This window comes from Janthinobacterium sp. (assembly GCF_031995485.1).
In the GTDB taxonomy this organism is placed as follows: Bacteria; Pseudomonadota; Gammaproteobacteria; order Burkholderiales; family Burkholderiaceae_D; genus Janthinobacterium.
On the sequence record NZ_DAMAGB010000046.1, the window covers coordinates 26,820 to 48,367 of the forward strand.

The following is a 21,548-nucleotide window of genomic DNA, read 5'->3' on the forward strand; positions in this document are numbered from 1 at the left end:
TATGTTCACAGCATACTGATAAAGGAACCGTTACATGACATTGCACGCCACCGCTACTGCGCTCTACACCATCGCCGACATCCGCGCCATCGAAGAAGCCGCCGCCAGGTCGCTGCCGCAAGGCGCCCTGATGCAGCGCGCCGGCCAGGCCGCCGCCAGCGCCGCGCTGAAGATACTCAATCACATGGAGGACCGCGAGGCGGCGCACATGCGCGTGCTGGTGCTGGCAGGTCCCGGCAACAACGGCGGCGACGCGCTGGAAGCGGCCGCGCACCTGGCCGGTGCCGGCATCGAAGTGCTGGTGTGTCTGGCGCCAGAGGCCCGCTCGACCTCGCCCGAGCGCGAGCAGGCTTTATCGCGTGCGCGCAACAGCGCCGCGCGCTTTATCGACGGCGACACCACCATGGCCACCGCCGCCGTCAACGCGGCGCCATGGAACCTGATCATCGATGGCCTGTTCGGCATCGGCGCCGCGCGTCCGCTGGCTGGCGTGTGCCGCGAGATGGCGCAGCTGGTCAACCAGCAGCGCTGTCCGGTCCTGGCGCTGGACGTGCCAAGCGGCCTGCATGCCGACACAGGCGCCGTCGATGGCGTGGCCATCAAGGCCACGCACACCATCACTTTTATCGGCGACAAGCCGGGCCTGCACACGGCCAATGGCCGCGACCAGGCTGGCAGCGTGGAGGTGGCGGCGCTGGCGATCGAGCCGCAATTGCTGCCGCAGGCCAGCGCCCAGCTATCCGGTTTGCACCTGTTTATCCGCCACCTGCAGCCGCGCCGGCAAAATACGCACAAGGGCAGCTATGGCAGCGTGGCCGTGATCGGCGGCGCGAGCGGCATGGCCGGCGCCCCCATCCTGTCTGCACGCACGGCGCTGCATGCGGGCGCGGGACGCGTGCATATCGGCTTCGCCGGCACGCCGCTCGCGCATGACGGTGGCCAGCCCGAGCTGATGTGCAAGCGCGCGCAGGACATGGATTTCGCGGGCATGGCCTTCGGTGCACTGGTGGCCGGTCCCGGCCTCGGTGACGACAGCGACAGCGTGGAGCTGCTGCAGCGCGCCATCGACAGCGACAGCCCGCTGCTGCTCGACGCCGACGCACTGAACCTGATGGCGGCCGAACCGGAGCTGCAATCGGCGCTGGCCACGCGTACCGGTGCGGGCGCCACCATTCTGACGCCGCACCCGCTGGAAGCGGCGCGCCTGCTCGACATCAGCGTGGCCGAAGTACAGGCCGACCGCCTGGCGGCGGCGCGCCAGCTGGCGGCGCAGCTGGGCGTGATCGTGATCCTGAAAGGTTCGGGCACGGTCATCGCAGCCCAGGATGGCAGCGTGGTGATCAACACCACCGGCGGCCCGGCGCTGGCCACCGCCGGCACCGGCGACGTGCTGGCGGGCCTGTGCGGCAGCCTGCTGGCGCAGGGCTGGCCGGAATGGGAAGCGGCGATCGGCGCCGCCTGGCTGCATGGGGCCGCGGCCGACGCATTGGTGGCGGCAGGTACGGGACCGATCGGCCTCACGGCCGGGGAATTGATCCCGGCGATCCGCAAGTTGATCAATGCCTTGTCGGCATGACGTGAGGCGCGGGTGTGCTGGATTACGCTGCGCTAATCCAACCTGCCCCAACCCAAGCAGGTCGGGTAGGTCGGATTAGCGCGCAAGCGCGTAATCCGACGCCACCATCAACATCAACCGACGCCACCAGCAACCTCCATCAAACCAGCCTTCCCGCCGCAATCGTGATGGTCCGCCCGCAGCGCGCCGCAATCGACGTGTCGTGCGTGACCAGCACCAGGGTCGATCCCCGTTCGCGGTTGAGTTCGAACATCAGCTGGATCACGGCTTCGCCGGTGGCCGCATCGAGGCTGCCGGTCGGTTCGTCGGCAAACAGCAATGGCGGCTGCGTCACAAAGGCGCGCGCCAGTGCCACCCGTTGCTGCTCGCCGCCGGACAGGTATTTCGGATAGTGCTTCAGGCGGCTGCCCAGGTTGACGCGGCCCAGCATGGCCTGCGCCTTTTCCTTTGCATCGGGATCGCCGCGCAGCTCCAGCGGCAGCATCACGTTTTCCAGTGCCGTCAGGTGCGCCAGCAGCTGGAAGGACTGGAACACGAAGCCCAGCTTTTCCTTGCGAAAACCGGCTCGCCCGTCTTCGTCGAGCGCGAAGATATCGGTACCGTCAAGTATCACCTTGCCGGCGCTGGGGGTATCGAGGCCGGCCAGCAAACCGAGCAGGGTCGACTTGCCGGAACCGGACGCGCCGACGATGGCCAGCGTCTCTGCCGTTTGCACGGTAAAATCGAGTTGATGCAGGATGGTGAGCTCACCGTCGGCATCGGGTACGCGCTTGGCCAGCCCCACCACGTCGATGGCTTGCTGGCCGCTACGGTTCGCTGCGGCGGGCACCGGCTGCTGGCCGGAGGCTGCCTGGGGAATGAAACTGGTGGAAGTCGCTTTAGGGAATTCGGGCATGCTGATCTATCTTAAAAAATTTCGTGAACAAATAAGTACCGGAAGTACGAGCCGCTCGCGGCGGCGCACCCTGTCCTTGCTTCCTGCGGCAGCCCTGCTGCTGGTATCGAGCATGACGAACGCCTATTCTGCACCAAAAACGCTGCTGGTGCTCGGCGATAGTCTCTCCGCCGAGTACGGGCTGGCGCGCGGCACGGGCTGGGTGGCGCTGCTGGAACAGCGCCTGAAAGCGCAGAAAAACGATACGCGCATCGTCAACGCCAGCATCAGCGGCGAGACCACCAGCGGCGGGCGCGCGCGCCTGCCGGCCCTGCTGGCCAAGCACCAGCCGGACGTGGTGCTGATCGAACTGGGCGCCAACGACGGCCTGCGCGGCCTGCCGGTGGCGGCCGCCGAAGCGAACCTGCGCGCGATGGGCGACGCCGCCAGAAAGACCGGCGCCAGGGTGGTGCTGGTCGGCATGCGCATGCCGCCGAACTATGGCCGCGATTATGCCGACAAGTTCTACGGCGTGTACGGCAAGCTGGCCAAAGAGTGGAAAGCGCCGCTGGTGCCATTCATGTTCGAAGGCATCGCCGACCAGCCGCAGCTGTTCCAGGCCGACCGCCTGCATCCGACCGCGCAGGCGCATCCGGCGATATTGAAAAATATCTGGCCGCAGTTGTCGCCTTTATTGGAGGCAAAGTAAGCAGGCAGGACGGTTTAGCGGCAACGCCGCGTAATCCGACCTGCGAACTGTCGCCGTTGTTGCGAGCAAGGTAGGTCGGATTAGCCGCGCAGCGGCGTAATCCGACAATTTTGGTCAGATAAAAAAATAGCCGCTCGAAAGCGGCTATTTTTTTGAGGCGGAAGAAGCTTACGGCGCTTCGGCTACCGGGGCGGCGGCGGTGACCGGTTTGACGATCTTCACCTTGGCCTTGTGTTTCAGGTACTCGATGTAGTCATACATTTCCTGTTGCGCCAGGATGCCGTTGATCTGGTCCTTCTCCTGCTGGCGGCGGGCGGCGTCCACTTCGGCCGGCTGCTGCACCTTGCCGACGCGGTAGATGCCATAGCCCAGCGCTGGCAGTTCCACGCCCACGTAGGCTGGCAGCTTGCTGGCGTCGGCCTTCATCACTTGCGCAATCGCAGCGCGGTTCACACCGTCGAGCTTGCTGCGCGAAACCCACTGCGCGGCGCCGAAACCGGTGGCGTCACCCGAGGTTTTCAGGGCGGCCAGCTTGGTTTCGCCATCTTTCTTGGCCAGTTTCGCCGCTTCTTCCAGCGTCACGCGCTGGCGGATCATGGCGTCGACTTCGGCCAGCGGACGTTTCGAAGCCGGCTTGAATTCCACCACGCGGCCTGCAACCAGGGTATTGGCGCCAACCGACACGGCTTCCGTGTTGCGCTTGTCCTTCAGCGAATCGTTCGAGAAGATGGCGGTCAGGAACTTGGCGTTGTTGTATGGCGCCGTGCCCAGTGCCGGCGACGGCGTGCGCGACAGGTTGGCGACGGTTTCCACCTTCAGTTTCAGCTTGTCGGCGACCGGTTTCAGGCTGTCCGATTGTTCGTACACGGTGTTGGTGAACTGCTCGGCCATTTCCGAATACTTCTTGGCAGCGAACTGCTTGCGCAAGTCGGCCGTGATCTCGCCCTTGACTTCGTCCAGCGTCTTGACATGCTGTGGCTTGACCGAGGTTACGGTCAGCACGTGGTAGCCGTAGTCGGAGGCGATCACGTCGCTGATCTCGCCTTGCTTGAGCTTGTTCGCTGCGTCTTCCAGCGGTTTCGGCAGCGCATCCTTGACGACCGGACCGAGGTCGCCGCCCAATTCAGCCGAAGCCGGGTCTTCGGACTTGGCCTTGGCCACGGCGGCGAACGTTGCCGGCGCCTTGCGCACTTCGGCCAGGATCGCTTCGGCCTTGGCCTTGGCGGCTGCCTTGTCGGCGGCCGACGCGTCTTTCTTGACCGTGATCAGGATGTGGCTGGCGTTGCGTGCTTCGGCGCTGGTATAGGCTTTCTGGTTCTTGTCGTAGTAGCTTTTCACGTCGGCGTCGCTGACCTCGACCTGGTCGCCCACGGCGGCGCCGTCGAGCACCACGTATTCGATCTTGGCCTGTTCGGGAATCTCGAAGAACTTGCCGTTCTTGTCGTAGAAGGCCTTGACCATCTCGTCCGTCACTTTGACTTGCGGCACGTACTGCGCGACCGGCAACAGCAGTTCCTGCACTTCACGCTCTTCCGAGGTGATGTCCGACAGGCGTTTCGACACGGCGTTCGGTGCGAAGGCGGTGTTCTGCACGGCGCCGGCCAGTTGCTGCAGGGCCAGGTCGCTGCGGCGGCGCGCATCGTATATCTGCGGCGTCATGCCTTGCGCGGCCAGCATGGCCTTGTAGCGTTCCAGGTCGAATTTACCGTCCGGCAGGGTCAGGCCAGGAATTTCCAGTACTTCCTTCTGCAGCACGGCGTCGCTGATGACCAGCTTGCTGTGGCCCACTTCGGCGGCTATCGCGCGCTCGGCGATCAGGTTGTCGAGGATGCTCTGGCGCGCTTCCGGCGTGTCGAACAGTTTCTGGTCGAACTGCTCACCCATCATCTGGCGGTAGCGTTCGATCTGCTGGCGTTGCGCTTCTTCATATTGCTGCTGCGTCACGACCTGGTCGCCGACCTTGGCGATGGTGTTCGCGCCGTCGCCGAAGCTTTGGTAGCCACTGATACCGACCAGTGCAAATGACGGGACGATGATCAGCATCAGGAGAAACTGCATCAAGCGTCGATGGGTACGAATAAATTCAAACATGGTCAGCCAATTCGGGATGAGTGGATCACTATAAAAAAAGGCGAACATGCGTTCGCCTTGATTTCTTCGGCGGAATGGACGGGACTGATGCCCACTTCCCCTTTACCTCCCGATTCTACAATGCCCATAGCGCTATAGCAAGGGTAAATCAGGGGTGCAGCCGGGCTCGCTAACGGCCTTTGCAGCCTGTGCATCAGACCAGCCGAAGCTTAAGCCGGATTTAAATCGAGGCGGATTTGATAATCAAAATAACGCGCCGCAATTACGGCGACACGCACAAAGATAATCTGGCGCATAAAACAAAAAACCCGCGCTGCATAATATGCAGCGCGGGTTTTCATATTCTGGCGGAGCGGACGGGACTCGAACCCGCGACCCCCGACGTGACAGGCCGGTATTCTAACCAACTGAACTACCACTCCTAAAGAGCGTATTTTTTTGGCGGAGCGGACGGGACTCGAACCCGCGACCTCCGACGTGACAGGCCGGCATTCTAACCAACTGAACTACCACTCCGAAAAATACACAGTACTGCTTGCATCTGCTTGTAGCCAGTTGCCCGGCTCGAATACGGCACCCGAGAGCGCCGCCAGATGTTTCCGGTGATTGTCACCTCACCGAAGTCCGTTAGTTTACAGCATCCTTCAAAGCTTTACCAGCTTTAAATTTTGGAACTTTTGCCGCTTCAATGGTGATCGCTTCCTTGGTACGTGGATTGCGGCCGGTGCGTTCTGCACGCTCGCTTACCGAGAAAGTGCCGAAACCAACGAGGGTGACGCTGTCGTTGTTTTTCAAAGTTTCCGTCACGCCGCCGATAACAGCGTCGAGTGCGCGCGCAGCGGCGGCTTTGGAAATGTCAGCTGTTTCAGCAATGTGGTCGATCAATTCAGTCTTGTTCACTAGCATCCCCAATTACAAAGGTATAAAACGTTTTACCGTCGCTGCGGCACTTTTGGCACTGCAACGATCCGGCGAAAAAAATGTGCAGCCGTATTAAACAAGCCGCACTGCAGATGTGTCAAGCGCTTTGGGGCCGCAATTCACGTTTCAATATGAAACAAGCGCTCTAAAAGCGCTTGTTTGGGGAAAACACAAGTAAAACGTTAGTGTTTTACTACCTCGCCGGCAGCGTCAGGCTTGGCTGCGGCAGCCGCTACCGGCTCCACCGCAGGCACGTCGGCCAGTGCTTCCGGCATGCGTTCCAAGGCGATTTCCAGCACTTTGTCGATCCAGCGCACCGGCACGATCTCGAGCTTGTTCTTGACGTTGTCCGGAATATCGGCCAGGTCTTTCACGTTCTGCTCGGGAATCAGAACCGTCTTGATGCCGCCGCGATGCGCCGCCAGCAGCTTCTCTTTCAGGCCGCCGATCGGCAACACTTCGCCGCGCAAGGTGATCTCGCCCGTCATCGCCACATCGGCACGCACGGGGATGCCCGTGAAGACCGACACCATGGCCACCGTCATCTCCGCGCCGGCGGACGGACCGTCCTTCGGCGTCGCGCCTTCCGGCACGTGGATGTGGATGTCGCTCTTCTCGAACACCTCGGGCTTGATGCCCAGGCGCGCCGAGCGGCTGCGCACGACGGTGCGCGCTGCCTCGATCGATTCCTTCATCACGTCGCCCAGCGTACCGGTACGGATGATGCCACCCTTGCCCGGCATCGACACCGCTTCGATGGTCAAGAGATCGCCGCCCACTTCGGTCCAGGCCAGCCCCACCACCTGGCCCACCTGGTTTTCCTTCTCGGCCACGCCAAAGTCGTAGCGGCGCACGCCGAGGAATTTGTCCAGGTTCTTCGAGTTGACGATGACCTTCTTGTCCGACTTTTTCAGCAGCAGCATCTTGACCACCTTGCGGCAGATCTTCGACACTTCGCGTTCCAGCGAACGCACACCGGCTTCCCGCGTGTAGTAGCGGATGATGTCGCGCAGCGCCGATTCGGCCACCGAGATTTCATCTTCCTTCAGACCATTGTTCTTGATCTGCTTCGGCAGCAGGTAGCGCTGGGCGATGCTGGTTTTCTCGTCTTCCGTGTAACCGGACAGGCGGATCACTTCCATGCGGTCGAGCAGCGCCGGCGGAATGTTGTACGAGTTCGAGGTCGCCACGAACATCACGTCGGACAGGTCGAAATCGACTTCGATGTAATGGTCGGAGAACGTGTGGTTCTGTTCCGGATCGAGCACCTCCAGCAGGGCCGACGACGGATCGCCACGGAAATCGGCGCCCATCTTGTCGACTTCATCGAGCAGGAACAGCGGATTGCGCACGCCGACTTTCGACAGCGATTGCAAAATCTTGCCCGGCATCGAGCCGATGTAGGTACGGCGGTGGCCGCGGATCTCGGCCTCGTCGCGCACGCCGCCCAGGGCCATGCGCACGAACTTGCGGTTCGTGGCGCGGGCGATGGACTGGCCCAGCGAGGTCTTGCCGACGCCCGGAGGACCGACGAAGCACAGGATCGGCGCTTTCAGCTTGTCGACGCGCTGTTGCACCGCGAGGTATTCCAGGATGCGTTCCTTGACCTTGTCCAGGCCATAGTGATCGCCCTCGAGCACCTTCTCGGCGTTCGCCAGGTCATTGTTGACCTTGGATTTTTTCTTCCACGGCAAGTTGACCAGGGTGTCGATATAGTTGCGCACGACGGTGGCTTCGGCCGACATCGGCGACATCAGCTTGAGTTTTTTCAGCTCGTTGGTGGCCTTGTCGAGCGCTTCCTTCGGCATCTTGGCCGAAGCGACTTTTTTCTCCAGCTCGTCGAGGTCGGCACCATCTTCGCCCTCGCCCAGTTCTTTCTGGATCGCCTTGACCTGTTCGTTCAGGTAGTACTCGCGCTGCGATTTTTCCATCTGGCGCTTGACGCGGCCACGGATGCGTTTTTCCACTTGCAGGATGTCGAGCTCGCCTTCGAGCTGGCCCAGCAGGTGTTCGAGGCGTTTGGCCACGCTGAAAATTTCCAGGATGACTTGTTTTTGCTCAAGTTTCAGCGGCAGATGCGCTGCCACCGTGTCGGCCAGGCGGCCGGCATCGTCGATACCCGACAGCGACGCCAGGATCTCGGGAGGAATCTTCTTGTTCAGTTTGACGTACTGGTCGAACTGCTGCACGATCGCGCGGCGCATCGCTTCGACTTCCGACTCGTCGCCCGGCTCGGATTCGAGCGGCGTGAGGTCGGCGATGAAGTGCGTCGGCGCATCGCTGATGTGATTGATACGGGCACGCTGCGCGCCTTCGACCAGCACCTTGACGGTGCCATCGGGCAGCTTGAGCATTTGCAGGATATTGGCGACGCAGCCAATTTCATAGATATCCGATGGGGACGGCTCGTCCTTCGCGGCTGCTTTTTGAGCGGCAAGCATGATGCTCTTGCCCTGCTCCATCGCAGCTTCAAGCGCCTTGATCGACTTTGGACGGCCAACGAACAGCGGTATCACCATATGCGGGAAGACGACGACATCCCGCAACGGCAATAACGGCAGTTGAGTTTGCTCAGTTAATTTGGAAGTTGTCATGGCGTACCTTATAGAAAGCGTGTTTACGATGTTGGCGCTCGCTGCCAAAACACAAGACCGGCGAGAATAAATAATTCTGAGAAACAAACATATTTTTGTCTATTTCGCAAAACACACCCGCATGACTGTAATAAATGCAGTTTCAATGATAAAAAAGCCACGCGCAGCTAAGTGCCGCGAGTGGCTTTTCGATGGAAGCCTGCACTCATTGAATTAAATTGTACTGCCATGCATTAAGGAATCAAAACCCTTTTCATGCATTTGTTACGGCAGCTTTCAATTTTCTCCGGAGGCTTTGGCAGTTTCTTGGTAAATCAACAAAGGTTTGGCGCCGCTGGTGATGGTATTTTCATCGATGACGACCTTCACCACATTCTGCTGGCTCGGCAGTTCGTACATCACGTCCAGCAGGGCGTGCTCGAGAATCGAACGCAAACCGCGCGCGCCGGTCTTGCGCGCCAGCGCCTTCCTGGCGATCGCATGCAGGGCCGCCGGACGAATTTCCAGTTCCGCGCCTTCCATGTCGAGCAGCTTCGAGTATTGCTTGATCAGCGCATTCTTCGGCTCGACCAGGATCTGGATCAGCGCCTCTTCCGTCAGTTCCGCCAGGGTGGCGATGACCGGCAGGCGGCCCACCAGTTCCGGGATCAGGCCGAATTTCACCAGGTCTTCCGGTTCCGCTTCCAGCAGCAGATCGCTGGCCGAGCGTTGCGACTTGCTTTTCACGCTGGCCGAGAAGCCGATGCCGCTCTTGTCGGAACGGTTCGAGATGACCTTCGACAGGCCGTCAAACGCGCCACCGCAGATGAACATGATGTTGGTCGTGTCGATCTGCACGAAATCCTGGTTCGGATGCTTGCGCCCGCCTTGCGGCGGCACCGACGCCATCGTGCCTTCGATCAGTTTCAACAGGGCCTGCTGCACCCCCTCGCCCGACACGTCGCGCGTGATGGACGGATTGTCGGACTTGCGCGAAATCTTGTCGATCTCATCGATGTAGACGATGCCGCGCTGGGCCTTTTCAACATCATAGTTGCAGCTTTGCAGCAACTTCTGGATGATGTTTTCCACGTCTTCGCCCACATAACCGGCTTCGGTCAAGGTAGTCGCGTCGGCAATCACGAACGGCACGTTGAGCATGCGCGCCAGGGTCTGGGCCAGCAGGGTCTTGCCCGAACCGGTAGGACCAACCAGCAAGATGTTGCTCTTGGCCAGTTCGATGTCGTCTTTCTTGCCCAGGTGCTTGAGGCGCTTGTAATGGTTGTACACCGCCACCGACAGGATACGCTTGGCAGTCTGCTGGCCGATCACGTACTGATCGAGCATGGCGGCAATTTCTTGCGGGGTCGGCAGGTCCGATTTGGTGCCGGTCACCGTCTCGATGCTCGACGTTTCATCACGGATGATGTCGTTGCACAAGTCGATGCACTCGTCGCAAATGAACACGGACGGGCCGGCGATGAGTTTTTTCACCTCGTGCTGGCTTTTGCCGCAGAACGAGCAATACAGTAATTTTTCGCCGCTAGAGGATTTTTTGTCTGACATAAGGCATTTTGGTTGGAACTGCATTAACAATATTGCAAAATCGCTGGCCGGGACTGCGGTGGCCATCCCGTAAGGCTGGCACCCATGGCGCAAGTCAAAGAAGCATGCACAAGCACCATGCTACCCGAAATAAAAGCGAAACGCCCGAACGTTTGAGCGCCCGGGCGTTTACTTACAACCTTAGCAATACCGGTAGGGACGCATCAAGCGCGGCTGGTCAACACTTTGTCGATCAAACCGTACTCGACAGCCTCGTCGGCGGACATGAAGCGATCGCGGTCGGTGTCCCTGGCGATCTGTTCGATCGACTGGCCCGTGCGCTCGGCCATGATGCCGTTCAAACGCGTACGCAGATACAGGATTTCCTTTGCCTGGATCTCGATATCGGATGCCATGCCTTGCGAACCACCGGACGGCTGGTGAATCATGATGCGCGAGTTCGGCAGCGAGAAGCGCTTGCCCTTGGCGCCGGCGGCCAGCAAAAAGGCGCCCATCGAAGCGGCCATCCCGGTGCACAGGGTGGACACATCCGGCTTGATGAACTGCATCGTGTCGTAGATCGCCATGCCGGCCGAGACCGAGCCACCTGGCGAGTTGATGTACAGCGAAATTTCCTTTTCCGGATTTTCGCTTTCCAGGAACAGCAGCTGGGCGACCACCAGATTGGCCATCTGGTCATTGACCGGGCCGACCATGAAAATCAAGCGTTCCTTGAGCAGGCGCGAGTAAATATCATACGAGCGCTCGCCGCGGCCGCTTTGTTCCACCACCATCGGCACCAGGCCGAGCATCTGTGTGTCCAGCGCTGGATTACGGTTCATACCTGTCATTTCATTTCCTTGTGAAGCAGTTAGAGGGCACCGCCACCGGCCTTGCGGCCGATCGCGGCATCCGGATGCCAACTGGTTTACGCTTGTGCGTTGCTTCCCATCAGTTCATCGAAAGCGACTGCTTTCGAGGTCACTTTCGACAGGCCCAACACGTAAGTGACGACGTTTTCTTCCAATACAAGGGCTTCGATCTCACCGAGGCGACGACGGTCGCTGTAGTAGTACTTCAGCACTTCGCGCGGGTCTTCGTAGCTTTGGGCGAAATCTTCGATTTGCGCCTTGACCTGCTCAGGCGTGGCCTGCAGGTTGTTGTCGCCGACCAGCTGCGACAGGATCAGGCCCAGGCGTACGCGACGCTCGGCTTTTTCCGCGAACAGCTCTGCAGGGAAAGGCACGTCCTTGACGTTCATGCCGCGCTGCGCCATGTCCTGGCGGGTCATTTCGGCCAAGCGGTCCGAATCTTGCGCGATCAGCGTTTTTGGCACGTCCAGCTCGGCAACTTTGACCAGCGCGTCCATGACGGCTTCCTTGTTGCGTGCCTTGACGCGGCCAGCGACTTCGCGTTGCAGGTTGACTTTGATGTCTTCGCGCATTTTGGCCAGGTCGCCATCGGCAACGCCCAGCGATTTGGCGAATTCGGCATCGACTTCCGGCAGGTGCGCCCATTCCAGCTTTTGCAGCGTGATGGTGAACGAGGCGGTTTTGCCGGCCACGTCCTTGCCATGGTAGTCCTCAGGGAACGACAATGGGAACGTCTTCGACTCGCCCACTTTCAGGCCCAGCGTGGCTGCTTCGAATTCCGGCAGCATGCGGCCTTCGCCCAGCACGAAAGCGTAGCCGTCAGCTTTGCCGCCAGGGAATTCCACGTCGTCGATCGAACCGACGAAGTCCACGGTCACGCGGTCGCCGTTGGCGGCAACCGGCTCGCCGCCGTCGCCGTGTTCGCCAGCTTCGCCCTTGGTGTGGAAGTGCACGCGCTGCTTGCGCAGGATGTCGATGGTCTTGTCGATTTCGGCTTCCGACACTTCGGCTTGCACGGTTTCGATTTCAACGCCGGCCAGGTCGCCGATGGTGACTTCCGGATACACTTCAAACGTCGCGTCGAATGCCAGCTGGCCTTCGGCTGCTTCTTCTTTCGGCACGATGTTCGGGAAACCGGCCACGCGCAGATTGTTTTCGTTGGCGGCGTCGTTGAACGCGCGGCCGACTTTGTCATTCAGCACTTCGGATTCAATTTGATAGCCGTATTGTGCTGCGACCATTTTCAACGGCACTTTACCCGGACGGAAGCCCGGTGCCTTGGCCGTACGGGCTTGCACTTTCAGGCGCTTCTCAACTTCCGTGCGGACGTCCGTCAGCGGGAAGGAGATCGTGATACGACGTTCGAGTTTGCCCAAGGTTTCGACTGCAGTTGCCATGTAAAAAATCGTCCAAAAAATAAACACTGTTGGTGCGAGAAAAGAAGACCCGACCCCTTGCGCCATGACTGGCGGCAAGACATGGGTCCAGCTTCACTCGCTCGCATATTCATCTGCGGCAGCTTGACCACAGGGTAATGGACCCGGTCTGCCCGGCGATAGTCACCAGGCACCAGACAATCCGCTGTATTCAATACTGCAGCAGGGCTCCGACTGTCCGGCACTGCTTCATGTGTAAATCGCAGGGCCGGGCTTCATTCGGTAAAGCGTGGCATTATAACAAAGGACCTGGAAAAGTGGCCCGGGTTTGCGGCCCGGACACAGAAGATGCCGGCGGCGGCGTATCGCTCGCCACAACCTGATTGTCTCCTGCCGCTGCCGCTTTTCCGGCATTCCTTGTTTTCGCCTGAAACGGGGCTTTGCAGCCCGCTTCGTCTATTAGTATATGTCATCTGCCGCCACGCCCCAAACAAAGAAATGCGGCACCAGCGAAGTTTTCCTGCAAAAATCATTTGATTTCCCTCAATCTGGCCATTTTTTACGCAAACTTCCAGCCCGGGCGCCCTCTCCAAGCGTATTTGACGTGAAAACCCGAGGAGAATGCCATGAGCGACAGCCAGTCCAGCGGTTCCAGCAATGCCAAAGCCAAACTGCAAATGGTGCTCAGCCGTTTACTGGACGGCGTGAGCGACGAAGACCTGCAAAAGATTCAGACCGAAGTCGACGAAATGGAGCTGCGCATGAGAGGCGACGGCCATCACGATCACGACCACCCGACGGTCGCCTGATCGCGCGAGGCGCCACCATGCAGGCAGCGCCACCACGCCTGAGCGAGCTGCGTGCCGCGGCGCCCGATGCGGCCGTGCTCGATGCCGTCGAGACCGCCCTCTTGCGGCACCGGGCATTCGGCGACAGCCTGTATATCCGCGACCGGCTGGCAGTCAGTTACCGAAGACGGCTGCACAAGCTGCGCGCGGCGCTGCCCCAGGCGGGCCTGCTGGCCGACCTGCTGGACCGCACGCCGGCCGTGCGCCAGCGCCAGCTGATCGGCGACACCGTGCTGCGCTGCGCGGTACAGCACGCCATGCGCCAGCTGGCCCTCGGCGACGCGTATGGCCTGCCGTTGCCGCAATGCGGCGCCCTGTTCGGCCTGGCGGCAGAGCATCTGCGGCAATGCCGGCCGGGCGGGCCGCTGGTGGCGCACCTGCCGCCCGAAGCGATCTTGGCCGGCGGCGCGGACGGCAATGGCGCGCAGGCGACGTACGTCTGGCGCCAGCCCGCCGTGCCGCCAGCGACGCCATATGCGGCAGCCTTCCTGGCCGTGATGGAAGAAAATTATGGCGCGCCCCTGTCCACGCCCGGCGCCAGTGAAATGGCGATGCTCAGGCGCGGCGTGCAACTGCTGGACGCGCTGCTGCCCCGGCTGACGCGCAGCGCGCTATCCCATGTGCAGCTGCTGGCCCTGTTTCCCAGGGTCGGCACCTGGTGCGGCAAGGCGTCCAGTTCGCAATTCCGCGTCAACGGCGCCATCTTCCTGAACCAGGAACTGATCGGCAACCCGTGGTGGCTGGCCGAACACCTGCTGCACGAAGCGCTGCACCAGAAGCTGTACGACTTTCGCCATGGCCACAGCCTGCTGGCCCCCGGTTATGAGCGCGACGAGGCGTCGCGCGTGTGTTCGCTATGGAACGCGCCCGACGACAGCGGCTCGCATTACTGGGATGCGCACCGCACGCTGGCGGCATGTCACGTGTATGTGCAACTGGCCTTGCTGTGCCTGCAGGCCGAACGCCAGGAAGAACGGCTGGCCGGCACGTATGGCCCGATCGGCAGCCACATGAGCGGCAGCCGGCGCGCGATCGACCGCGCCCGTTACCTGGGCGAGCAATTGCGCGAGGTGAGCTGGCCGGTGCTCGGTGCGGCGGGCAGGCAGATGAGCAACTGGCTGCTGGCCGTGCTTGATGAACTCGATGTCGAACGCCGCCCTCCCGGCGCCAGCCTGCACCTGCTGCTGGACCTGTATGCGCGGCAAAGCCGCAAGCTCGACGTTTTTCTGATACGGCCTGGCATCCTGCATGCCGACACGCTGGCACAGCAGGCACGGCAGGAAGTGAACGCCGCGCGCGCGGCGCTGCAGGCACTCGGCGAGGACGATGAACGGCTCGCCGCCGTGACCGGGACCACGGACGCGCAGGGCATGCCGGACTGGCCGCAGGCGCGCAGGCAGGTGTTGCAGGCATTGTTGCCGCTGGCACAGGACAGGTCGGAGGAAAATCTGAAAAAGGATGGCTACCCGCAGGCGCACGATATCGTCAGGCAGATGGTGCAGCAGTCGAGCCGGCAACTGGCCGCATTGGGCGCGCTGGGCGCCTAGCTTGCCGAGGCAGGCAATGCCTTCGCCGTATTTTTTGCCGTGTTCTGCATATCAGGTTGAACAACCTGGGTGGTGCGGATGGGGAGACTCGAACTCCCAAGCCGAAGCACTGGCTTCTAAGACCAGCGTGTCTACCAATTCCACCACATCCGCGTATTTGTACTGCTTTGCCATGCCCCCATACTGCGGGAGCGGGCACTCCCGATTCTAACAACTCGGGAGCATTCTGGCTACCTCGCTCTTGCATGGCCCGGGACCTGCCAGAGCAAAGGCGGCATTCTACTGGATTTCCTAGAGGAATGCCGCCTTTTTTACTGCAGCGCCCCGTGACGGCTTACTTGACCGGCGCCACCGGCTTCCTGACGCGGAACCAGGCTGCATACAAGGCGGGCAGGAACAGCAGTGTCAGGGCCGTTGCCAGGATCAGGCCGCCCATGATGGCGACCGCCATCGGCCCCCAGAATACCGAGCGCGACAACGGGATCATGGCCAGTGCCGCAGCGGCGGCCGTCAGCACGATGGGACGGCAGCGCCGCACGGCCGAGTCGATGATGGCGTCCCACGGTGTCGAGCCGTCCTTGATATCCTGCTCGATCTGGTCGACCAGGATGACCGAGTTGCGGATGATCATGCCGAACAGCGCGATAATGCCCAGGTTGGCCACGAAACCGAGCGGCCGGCCCAGCGCCAGCAGGGCAAACGCGGCGCCCGCCACGCCCAGCGGCCCCGTCAGGAATACCAGCAACGCGCGCGAAAAACTGTGCAGCTGCAGCATCAGCAGGGTGAAGATGATAAAGATCGCCAGCGGCAGATTGGCCGCGATCGACGCTTCCGCCTCGCCGCTGTCGGCCGCCACGCCCTTGACGGTAATCCGGTACCCGGCCGGCAATTTCGCCCGCAAGGCGTCAAGCTGCGGCGCCAGCTGGGTCGACACGGTAGCGCCCTGGATATCGTCGCCCACGTCGGACTGCACGGTAATGGCCCACTCGCGCTTGTCACGCCACACCACGCCCGGCTCCCACACGAAGTGCGCGCGGGCGATCTGCGAAATCGTCACCGACTTGCCGTTGGCGGCCGGGATATTCGTGTCGTTCAGCACCGAGATCGTGTTGCGCTCTTCCAGTGGCTGGCGCACCTGGATGTCGATCAGCTTGTTATCCTCGCGGAACTGGCCGATCACCGTGCCTGAGAGAATGGTATTGGCCGCCTGCATCACGGTCTTGGACGTGATTCCCAGCGCGCGCAGCTTGTCCTGGTCCAGGTCCAGCCGCAACACTTTCACCGACTCATTCCAGTTATCGTTCACGCCCACCGTGTTCGGGTTGGCGCGCATGATGTCCTTGACCTGGTCGGCGATCAGGCGCACCTTGTCCACTTCGGTGCCGGTGACGCGGAACTGCACCGGATACGGCACCGGCGGGCCATTCGGCAGCAATTTGACGCGGCCGCGCACTTCCGGGAAATCCTGCTTGAACACCTTGACGATCTTCTGGCGCAGCAGTTCGCGGTCGGCCAGGCTTTTCGGCAGCACCACCACCTGCGAGACATTGGTCTGCGGGAAGATCTGATCGAGCGGCAGGTAAAAACGCGGGCTGCCCGTGCCGACATAGCTGGTGACGCTTTCCACGCCGTCGAGACGGCTGACAAATGCCTCGAATTTCTTTACCTGCTTTTCATTCGCCGCAAACGTCGTGCCTTCGGGCGACCACAGTTCCACCATCAGTTCCGGCCGGCTGGAATCGGGGAAGAACTGTTTCTCGATAAAATTGAAGCCATAGATGCCCAGCGCAAACACGCCCAGCGTGGCGACGATGGTGGTCTTGCGCCACTCCACGCACCAGGTGACGGCACGGCGGAACCGGCGGAAGTTCGGCGTGTCGAACAGTTCATGGTCGTTGTTGGCGTGCGGCTTGACCTTCAGCAGCAGGTAGCCGATATACGGGGTAAACACTACCGCCACCACCCACGAGATGATCAGCGCCAGCGCATTGACGGAAAACAGCGAGAACGTGTATTCGCCGGCCGTCGACTTGGCCAGACCGATCGGCAAAAAGCCGGCCACCGTGATCAGCGTGCCCGTCAGCATCGGCATGGCGGTCGAGGTATAGGCAAAGGTGGCCGCGTCGAAGCGCGACATGCCCTCCTCCATCTTGCGCACCATCATTTCGACGGCAATGATGGCGTCGTCCACCAGCAGGCCCAGCGCAATGATCAAGGCGCCCAGCGAAATCTTGTGCAGGTCGATGTCGAGCATGCGCATGAACAGGAACGTGACGGCCAGCACCAGCGGGATCGTCAGCGCCACCACCAGGCCCGGGCGCACGTCGATGCGCAGCGGCTTGGTATGCAGGCCCAGCGCGACAAAGCTGACCGCCAGCACGATCAGGATCGCTTCGATCAGCGTATGGACGAATTCGCCCACCGAGGCCGACACCGAGGCCGGCTGGTTCGAAACGCGTTCCAGCTGTATGCCAACCGGCAATGCTTTCTCCATGCGCGACACGGTCGCCTGCAGGGCCTTGCCCATCTCGATGATATTGCCGCCTTTTTCCATCGAGACACCGAGGCCGATCACTTCCTTGCCATTGAAACGCATCTTGTCCTTGGGCGGATCGATGAATTCGCGTTTCACTGTGGCAAAGTCGCCGAGGCGGAAGGTGGTGCCGTTGGCGCGCAGCTCCAGGTTTTCCAGGTCCTTGACGGTGACCAGCGCCCCCGTTACCCGCACCTGCAGGTTGTCGGTGGGCGTGACCAGCACGCCGGTGGCATTGATGCCGTTCTGTTCGGACAACTGGTTGACGATGGCCTCGAACGGAATGCCCAGCTGGGCGAATTTCTTGTGCGAAAAGACAATATTGACCTTTTCATCCTGCACGCCGAACAGCTCCACCTTGGCTACCTGCGACACGCCGAGCAGTTGCTGGCGCACATCGTCCGCGTAATCTTTCATCTCGGCATAGGTAAAACCGTCGCCGGACAGGGCAAAGATGGAGCCATAGGTGTCGCCGAACTCGTCATTGAAGAACGGTCCCGCCACGCCGGAAGGCAAGGTATTTTTGATGTCGCCGATCTTCTTGCGCACCTGGTACCAGGCAGCCGCCGTCTCCTTGGGCGGCGTCGATTCGCGCAATTCCAGCAAAATCAAGGTTTCACCGGGCTTGGAATAGCTGGTGATCTCGTCGATATACGGCGTTTCCTGCAGCTTGCGTTCCAGCTTGTCGGTAACCTGCTCGGCCATCTGCAAGGCGGTGGCGCCGGGCCAGTAAGCCTGCAGCACCATCGCGCGGAAAGTAAATGGCGGATCCTCGTCCTGGCCCAGGTTGGCATAGCTGAGCATGCCGCCGATCAGCAGCACGGCCATCAGGTAGCGTGTCAGCGGTATATGTTCGAGCGCCCAGCGTGACAGATTGAAGCCGCCCTTCATTTGGCGCTCCGCACCGGCGCCGGCGTTGCCAGCTCGCTACCCAGGATGGTGACCTTCTGTCCCGGTTTGAGCAGGTTGACGCCGGCCGTCACCACCGTCTGGCCTTCCTTCACGCCCGACGTCAGCAACAAGTCGTTGCCGGCCACGCCACCGATGGTCACCGGCACCAGCTTGACGGCGCCGTGTTCCACCACCCACACCGAACTTTGCGATTTTTCATTGAACAGCGCCGTCAGCGGCACGCGGATCTGTGGCGTGGCCGTGGTCGAGGCGAACTGCACCACGGCCGTCATGCCCAGGCGCGCCTGCGGCGCATCGGGGATGGTGACCTTGGCCAGATAGGTGCGCGTGGCGGCGTCGGCCACCGGCGACACTTCGCGGATCTTGCCCGGCAGCGCCTGTTTCGGATCGGCCCACAGCCGCACCACCACGTTTTTCACGCCGCGCATGGCGTCGACCTTGTCTTCCGGAATGCCGATCACCACTTCCTTGTCGCCGTTGCGTGCCAGCACCGCCACCGGCGTGCCGGGCGATACCACCTGGCCCACTTCGGCATCGATGCGCGTGATCACGCCGTCGCCGTCCGCCACCAGGCTGGCATAGCCGGACTGGTTGGCCTGGCCGCGATACACGGCCTGCGCCGCTTCGACCTGCGCCTGGGCCGCCTTGTAGGTTGCATCCTTGCTGTCGAGCACGGCCTGGCTGACGAAATTCTGCTGGCGCAAATCCTGGTAGCGTTTCAGTTCCGCGCGTGCCAGGTCGCGGCTGGTTTCCGCACTGTTCAGGCTGGCCCTGGCCTGCGCCTGTGACAATTGCAGGTCTTGCGGGTCGAGCTGCATCAGCACCTGTCCGCGCTTGACGACAGCGCCCACATCGACCTTGCGCTCGACGATCTTGCCGCCCACCCTGAAACCGAGCTGCGACGTCACGCGCGCCACCACTTCGCCGGAGAATTCGGCATTGACATCGACATTGCTGCTGGCCAGCACGATGGCGCGCACGGGACGCACATCTTCCACCTTGGGCGCCGGTTTGGAACAGGCGCCCAAGGTGGCAACAAGGACGGCGGCGGCAACAAGGCGCAGCGCAGGAAGAGCTGGGGCGCCGGTCTCGCGGCGCAGGGTTTTCAGGGCAAACAAGGTATTTTCCTTTACTATGCGGGCTGTAGATTTTTATATGAGGAAACTTTTTGCTTGCCGACTGGGTGGAGCCAAACTTTTTCTCACGCAATATCCTTAAATTTGTGACAATATCGGGGTAGTCAGGCAAGGACGATTTGCTCTTACTGACTTTCCGGTTAGTAATTATAATCGTGCCGAATCTTTTTAGTGACTTATGCGTCATTAATTTTGTGTTTGTTTTGCCGATAACTATTTACTGTGTCGCCTTTGCATCGGTCGCCCATGGCGTCCATGCATGACTTGAGAAGTGTGTTCATGCCTGTAGACCATTACGAAAATTTTCCCGTCGCATCCGTTTTATTGCCGCGCCGCTTGGTGCCTGCGGTTGAAGCCATCTATGCATTTGCCCGCAGCGCCGATGACCTGGCCGACGAAGGCGACGCGCTGCCCGCCGAACGGCTGGCCGCGCTGCACGCCTACGAGGCGGCGCTGCAACGCATCGAACGCCATGAACCTGAAACCGATCCCATGTTCGTGCGCCTGGCCGGCGTGATCGCCCGCTTCGAGTTGCCGATACAGCCGTTCTACGACTTGCTGTCTGCCTTCAAACAGGACGTGGTCACCACGCGCTACGCCAGCTATGGCGATGTGCTCGACTATTGCGCCCGCTCGGCCAATCCGGTCGGCCTGCTGATGCTGAGCCTGTACAAGGCCGCCGATGAAGAGAATGTACGCGATTCGAATGCAATATGTTCTGCTTTGCAACTAATTAATTTCTTACAAGATGTTGCCATCGACCGCGAGAAGGAACGCATCTACCTGCCGATGGAGGATTTGGCGCGCTTTGCCGTTTCGCCGGCCGCCTTCGAGCGGCCAGAGGCGCATGGCAAATGGAGCGCGCTGATGCGTTTCGAGGTGGCGCGTGCGCGCGCGCTGATGCTGTCCGGCGCGCCGCTGGCTCTGCGCCTGCGCGGACGCATCGGCTGGGAACTGCGGCTGGTAATACAGGGCGGACTGCGCATCCTGGAATTGATCGAAGCGGTCAATTACGACGTGTTCCGCCGCCGGCCGACGCTCGCCAAACGCGACTGGCTGGTCATTTTGTGGCGCGCCATGCGCATGTCGCGCAAAAGCGTGGCCCAGGCTGCTCAAGTAAACCAGCTATTTCCCCCGTCGCCCACTCTGTAAGACGATAGAATAGCGGCTTCGATCTGTAACCCTTGCTCTTCTGACTATGTCTCCCGACGAATATTGCCAACAAAAGGCCGCCCAGAGCGGTTCCAGCTTCTACTACAGCTTCCTGTTCCTGCCGGCCGAACGCCGCAAGGCGATCACGGCCCTGTATGCGTTCTGCCGCGAGGTCGATGATACGGTGGACGACTGCACGGACGAGAACGTGGCACGTACCAAGCTGGTCTGGTGGCGCAAGGAAGTCAAGGCCATGTACGAAGGCAACCCCACGCATCCCGTGATGCGTGCGCTGCAGCCCCACCTGGCCGTCTACCAGCTGGAAGAAAAGCATCTGCAGGCGATTATCGACGGCATGGAAATGGACCTGAACCAGACCCGCTACCTCGATTACCAGGCCATGAGCCGCTATTGCTGGCACGTTGCCAGCGTGGTCGGCATTTTATCGGCCAGCATCTTTGGCGCGACCCGCCCGGAAACCCTGCTGTACGCGGAAAAACTGGGCCATGCCTTCCAGCTGACCAATATCATCCGCGATGTGGGCGAAGATGCACGCAAGGGGCGCATCTACCTGCCGATCAGCGAACTGCAACAATTCAATGTCACGGCGGCCGACCTGCTGAACGCCCGCCATACGGACAACTTTGAAAAGCTGATGCGCTTCCAGGTGGCGCGCGCGCAACAGGCCTACGACGACGCGTTTGCGCTGCTGCCTGCCGAAGACCGCCGCGCCCAGCGCCCGGGCCTGATCATGGCCGCCATCTACCGCACCGTGCTCAACGAAGTCGAGCGCGACGGCTACCATGTGCTCACGCAGCGCATTTCGCTGACACCGATCCGCAAACTGTGGCTGGCCTGGAAGACCTGGGTTCGTGGCTAAGCC

Annotated in this window: 15 protein-coding genes and 3 tRNA genes; 6 read left to right on the top strand and 12 right to left on the bottom strand. The window is 61.1% G+C overall.

What is annotated here, in order from left to right; all coding sequences use genetic code 11:
- Positions 1–34: 34 nt before the first annotated feature.
- Positions 35–1,576, top strand: coding sequence for an NAD(P)H-hydrate dehydratase (locus RTQ46_RS21595; RefSeq protein WP_312439647.1), 1,542 nt, complete (start codon positions 35–37; stop codon positions 1,574–1,576).
- A gap of 139 nt (positions 1,577–1,715) precedes the next feature.
- Here the strand turns inward: RTQ46_RS21595 and RTQ46_RS21600 are convergent, their stop codons facing one another.
- Positions 1,716–2,363 carry an ABC transporter ATP-binding protein gene (locus RTQ46_RS21600; RefSeq protein WP_409518362.1) on the bottom strand — a complete coding sequence of 216 codons (648 nt, stop codon included), beginning with the start codon at positions 2,361–2,363 and terminating at the stop codon, positions 1,716–1,718.
- A 220-nt stretch (positions 2,364–2,583) separates the two neighbouring features.
- Between RTQ46_RS21600 and RTQ46_RS21605 the strand changes: the two genes are divergently transcribed.
- Complete coding sequence (locus RTQ46_RS21605; protein WP_312439649.1) at positions 2,584–3,159, top strand: arylesterase; 576 nt, start codon at positions 2,584–2,586, stop codon at positions 3,157–3,159.
- A gap of 168 nt (positions 3,160–3,327) precedes the next feature.
- On the opposite strand, the gene RTQ46_RS21610 is transcribed toward RTQ46_RS21605, so the two are convergent.
- From RTQ46_RS21610 to tig, 8 genes are all read right to left on the bottom strand, one after another.
- Complete coding sequence (locus RTQ46_RS21610; RefSeq protein WP_312439650.1) at positions 3,328–5,250, bottom strand: SurA N-terminal domain-containing protein; 1,923 nt, start codon at positions 5,248–5,250, stop codon at positions 3,328–3,330.
- Between the two features lie 345 nt (positions 5,251–5,595).
- Positions 5,596–5,672, bottom strand: a tRNA-Asp gene (locus RTQ46_RS21615).
- A 17-nt stretch (positions 5,673–5,689) separates the two neighbouring features.
- Positions 5,690–5,766, bottom strand: a tRNA-Asp gene (locus RTQ46_RS21620).
- 111 nt (positions 5,767–5,877) lie between these two features.
- On the bottom strand, positions 5,878–6,150 hold the full coding sequence (locus RTQ46_RS21625; RefSeq protein WP_065309571.1) for an HU family DNA-binding protein: 273 nt from the start codon (positions 6,148–6,150) through the stop codon (positions 5,878–5,880).
- 203 nt (positions 6,151–6,353) lie between these two features.
- Positions 6,354–8,765, bottom strand: a complete 2,412-nt coding sequence (lon, locus tag RTQ46_RS21630; protein ID WP_312439651.1) for an endopeptidase La — start codon at positions 8,763–8,765, stop codon at positions 6,354–6,356.
- A gap of 276 nt (positions 8,766–9,041) precedes the next feature.
- On the bottom strand, positions 9,042–10,310 hold the full coding sequence (gene clpX, locus RTQ46_RS21635) for an ATP-dependent Clp protease ATP-binding subunit ClpX (protein ID WP_312439652.1): 1,269 nt from the start codon (positions 10,308–10,310) through the stop codon (positions 9,042–9,044).
- Between the two features lie 203 nt (positions 10,311–10,513).
- Positions 10,514–11,131: an ATP-dependent Clp endopeptidase proteolytic subunit ClpP gene (clpP, locus tag RTQ46_RS21640; protein ID WP_409518361.1), complete on the bottom strand. Its 618-nt coding sequence runs from the start codon at positions 11,129–11,131 to the stop codon at positions 10,514–10,516.
- An 86-nt stretch (positions 11,132–11,217) separates the two neighbouring features.
- Positions 11,218–12,558 (bottom strand): trigger factor, encoded by a 1,341-nt coding sequence (gene tig, locus RTQ46_RS21645; protein WP_312439653.1) that lies wholly within the window; start codon positions 12,556–12,558, stop codon positions 11,218–11,220.
- A gap of 605 nt (positions 12,559–13,163) precedes the next feature.
- Here tig and RTQ46_RS21650 point away from each other — a divergent pair.
- Both RTQ46_RS21650 and RTQ46_RS21655 read left to right on the top strand, forming a co-directional pair.
- Positions 13,164–13,346 carry a hypothetical protein gene (locus RTQ46_RS21650; protein WP_312439654.1) on the top strand — a complete coding sequence of 61 codons (183 nt, stop codon included), beginning with the start codon at positions 13,164–13,166 and terminating at the stop codon, positions 13,344–13,346.
- 17 nt (positions 13,347–13,363) lie between these two features.
- On the top strand, positions 13,364–14,932 hold the full coding sequence (locus RTQ46_RS21655; RefSeq protein ID WP_312439655.1) for a hypothetical protein: 1,569 nt from the start codon (positions 13,364–13,366) through the stop codon (positions 14,930–14,932).
- Between the two features lie 70 nt (positions 14,933–15,002).
- Here the strand turns inward: RTQ46_RS21655 and RTQ46_RS21660 are convergent.
- The 3 genes from RTQ46_RS21660 to RTQ46_RS21670 all read right to left on the bottom strand — a co-directional run bounded on the left by RTQ46_RS21660 (position 15,003) and on the right by RTQ46_RS21670 (position 19,495).
- A tRNA-Leu gene (locus RTQ46_RS21660) sits at positions 15,003–15,085 on the bottom strand.
- A gap of 181 nt (positions 15,086–15,266) precedes the next feature.
- On the bottom strand, positions 15,267–18,356 hold the full coding sequence (locus RTQ46_RS21665; protein WP_312439656.1) for an efflux RND transporter permease subunit: 3,090 nt from the start codon (positions 18,354–18,356) through the stop codon (positions 15,267–15,269).
- Positions 18,353–19,495 (bottom strand): efflux RND transporter periplasmic adaptor subunit, encoded by a 1,143-nt coding sequence (locus RTQ46_RS21670; RefSeq protein WP_312439657.1) that lies wholly within the window; start codon positions 19,493–19,495, stop codon positions 18,353–18,355. Before RTQ46_RS21670 ends, RTQ46_RS21665 begins: the two co-directional genes overlap by 4 nt.
- A gap of 297 nt (positions 19,496–19,792) precedes the next feature.
- Between RTQ46_RS21670 and hpnC the strand changes: the two genes are divergently transcribed.
- Together hpnC and hpnD are read left to right on the top strand one after the other, a co-directional pair.
- Positions 19,793–20,665, top strand: a complete 873-nt coding sequence (gene hpnC / locus RTQ46_RS21675; RefSeq protein ID WP_312439658.1) for a squalene synthase HpnC — start codon at positions 19,793–19,795, stop codon at positions 20,663–20,665.
- Positions 20,666–20,711: 46 nt separating this feature from the next.
- Complete coding sequence (hpnD, locus tag RTQ46_RS21680; protein WP_312439659.1) at positions 20,712–21,545, top strand: presqualene diphosphate synthase HpnD; 834 nt, start codon at positions 20,712–20,714, stop codon at positions 21,543–21,545.
- Positions 21,546–21,548 lie beyond the last annotated feature (3 nt).

Bases quoted from the DNA above. Each gene is read 5' to 3' on its own strand.
- RTQ46_RS21610 (WP_312439650.1), bottom strand. From the start codon at position 5,250: ATGTTTGAATTTATTCGTACCCATCGACGCTTGATGCAGTTTCTCCTG.
- tig (WP_312439653.1), bottom strand. From the start codon at position 12,558: ATGGCAACTGCAGTCGAAACCTTGGGCAAACTCGAACGTCGTATCACG.
- clpP (WP_409518361.1), bottom strand. From the start codon at position 11,131: ATGAACCGTAATCCAGCGCTGGACACACAGATGCTCGGCCTGGTGCCG.
- RTQ46_RS21595 (WP_312439647.1), top strand. From the start codon at position 35: ATGACATTGCACGCCACCGCTACTGCGCTCTACACCATCGCCGACATC.
- hpnD (WP_312439659.1), top strand. From the start codon at position 20,712: ATGTCTCCCGACGAATATTGCCAACAAAAGGCCGCCCAGAGCGGTTCC.
- hpnC (WP_312439658.1), top strand. From the start codon at position 19,793: ATGCCTGTAGACCATTACGAAAATTTTCCCGTCGCATCCGTTTTATTG.
- lon (WP_312439651.1), bottom strand. From the start codon at position 8,765: ATGACAACTTCCAAATTAACTGAGCAAACTCAACTGCCGTTATTGCCG.
- RTQ46_RS21665 (WP_312439656.1), bottom strand. From the start codon at position 18,356: ATGAAGGGCGGCTTCAATCTGTCACGCTGGGCGCTCGAACATATACCG.
- RTQ46_RS21605 (WP_312439649.1), top strand. From the start codon at position 2,584: ATGACGAACGCCTATTCTGCACCAAAAACGCTGCTGGTGCTCGGCGAT.
- RTQ46_RS21655 (WP_312439655.1), top strand. From the start codon at position 13,364: ATGCAGGCAGCGCCACCACGCCTGAGCGAGCTGCGTGCCGCGGCGCCC.
- RTQ46_RS21650 (WP_312439654.1), top strand. From the start codon at position 13,164: ATGAGCGACAGCCAGTCCAGCGGTTCCAGCAATGCCAAAGCCAAACTG.
- clpX (WP_312439652.1), bottom strand. From the start codon at position 10,310: ATGTCAGACAAAAAATCCTCTAGCGGCGAAAAATTACTGTATTGCTCG.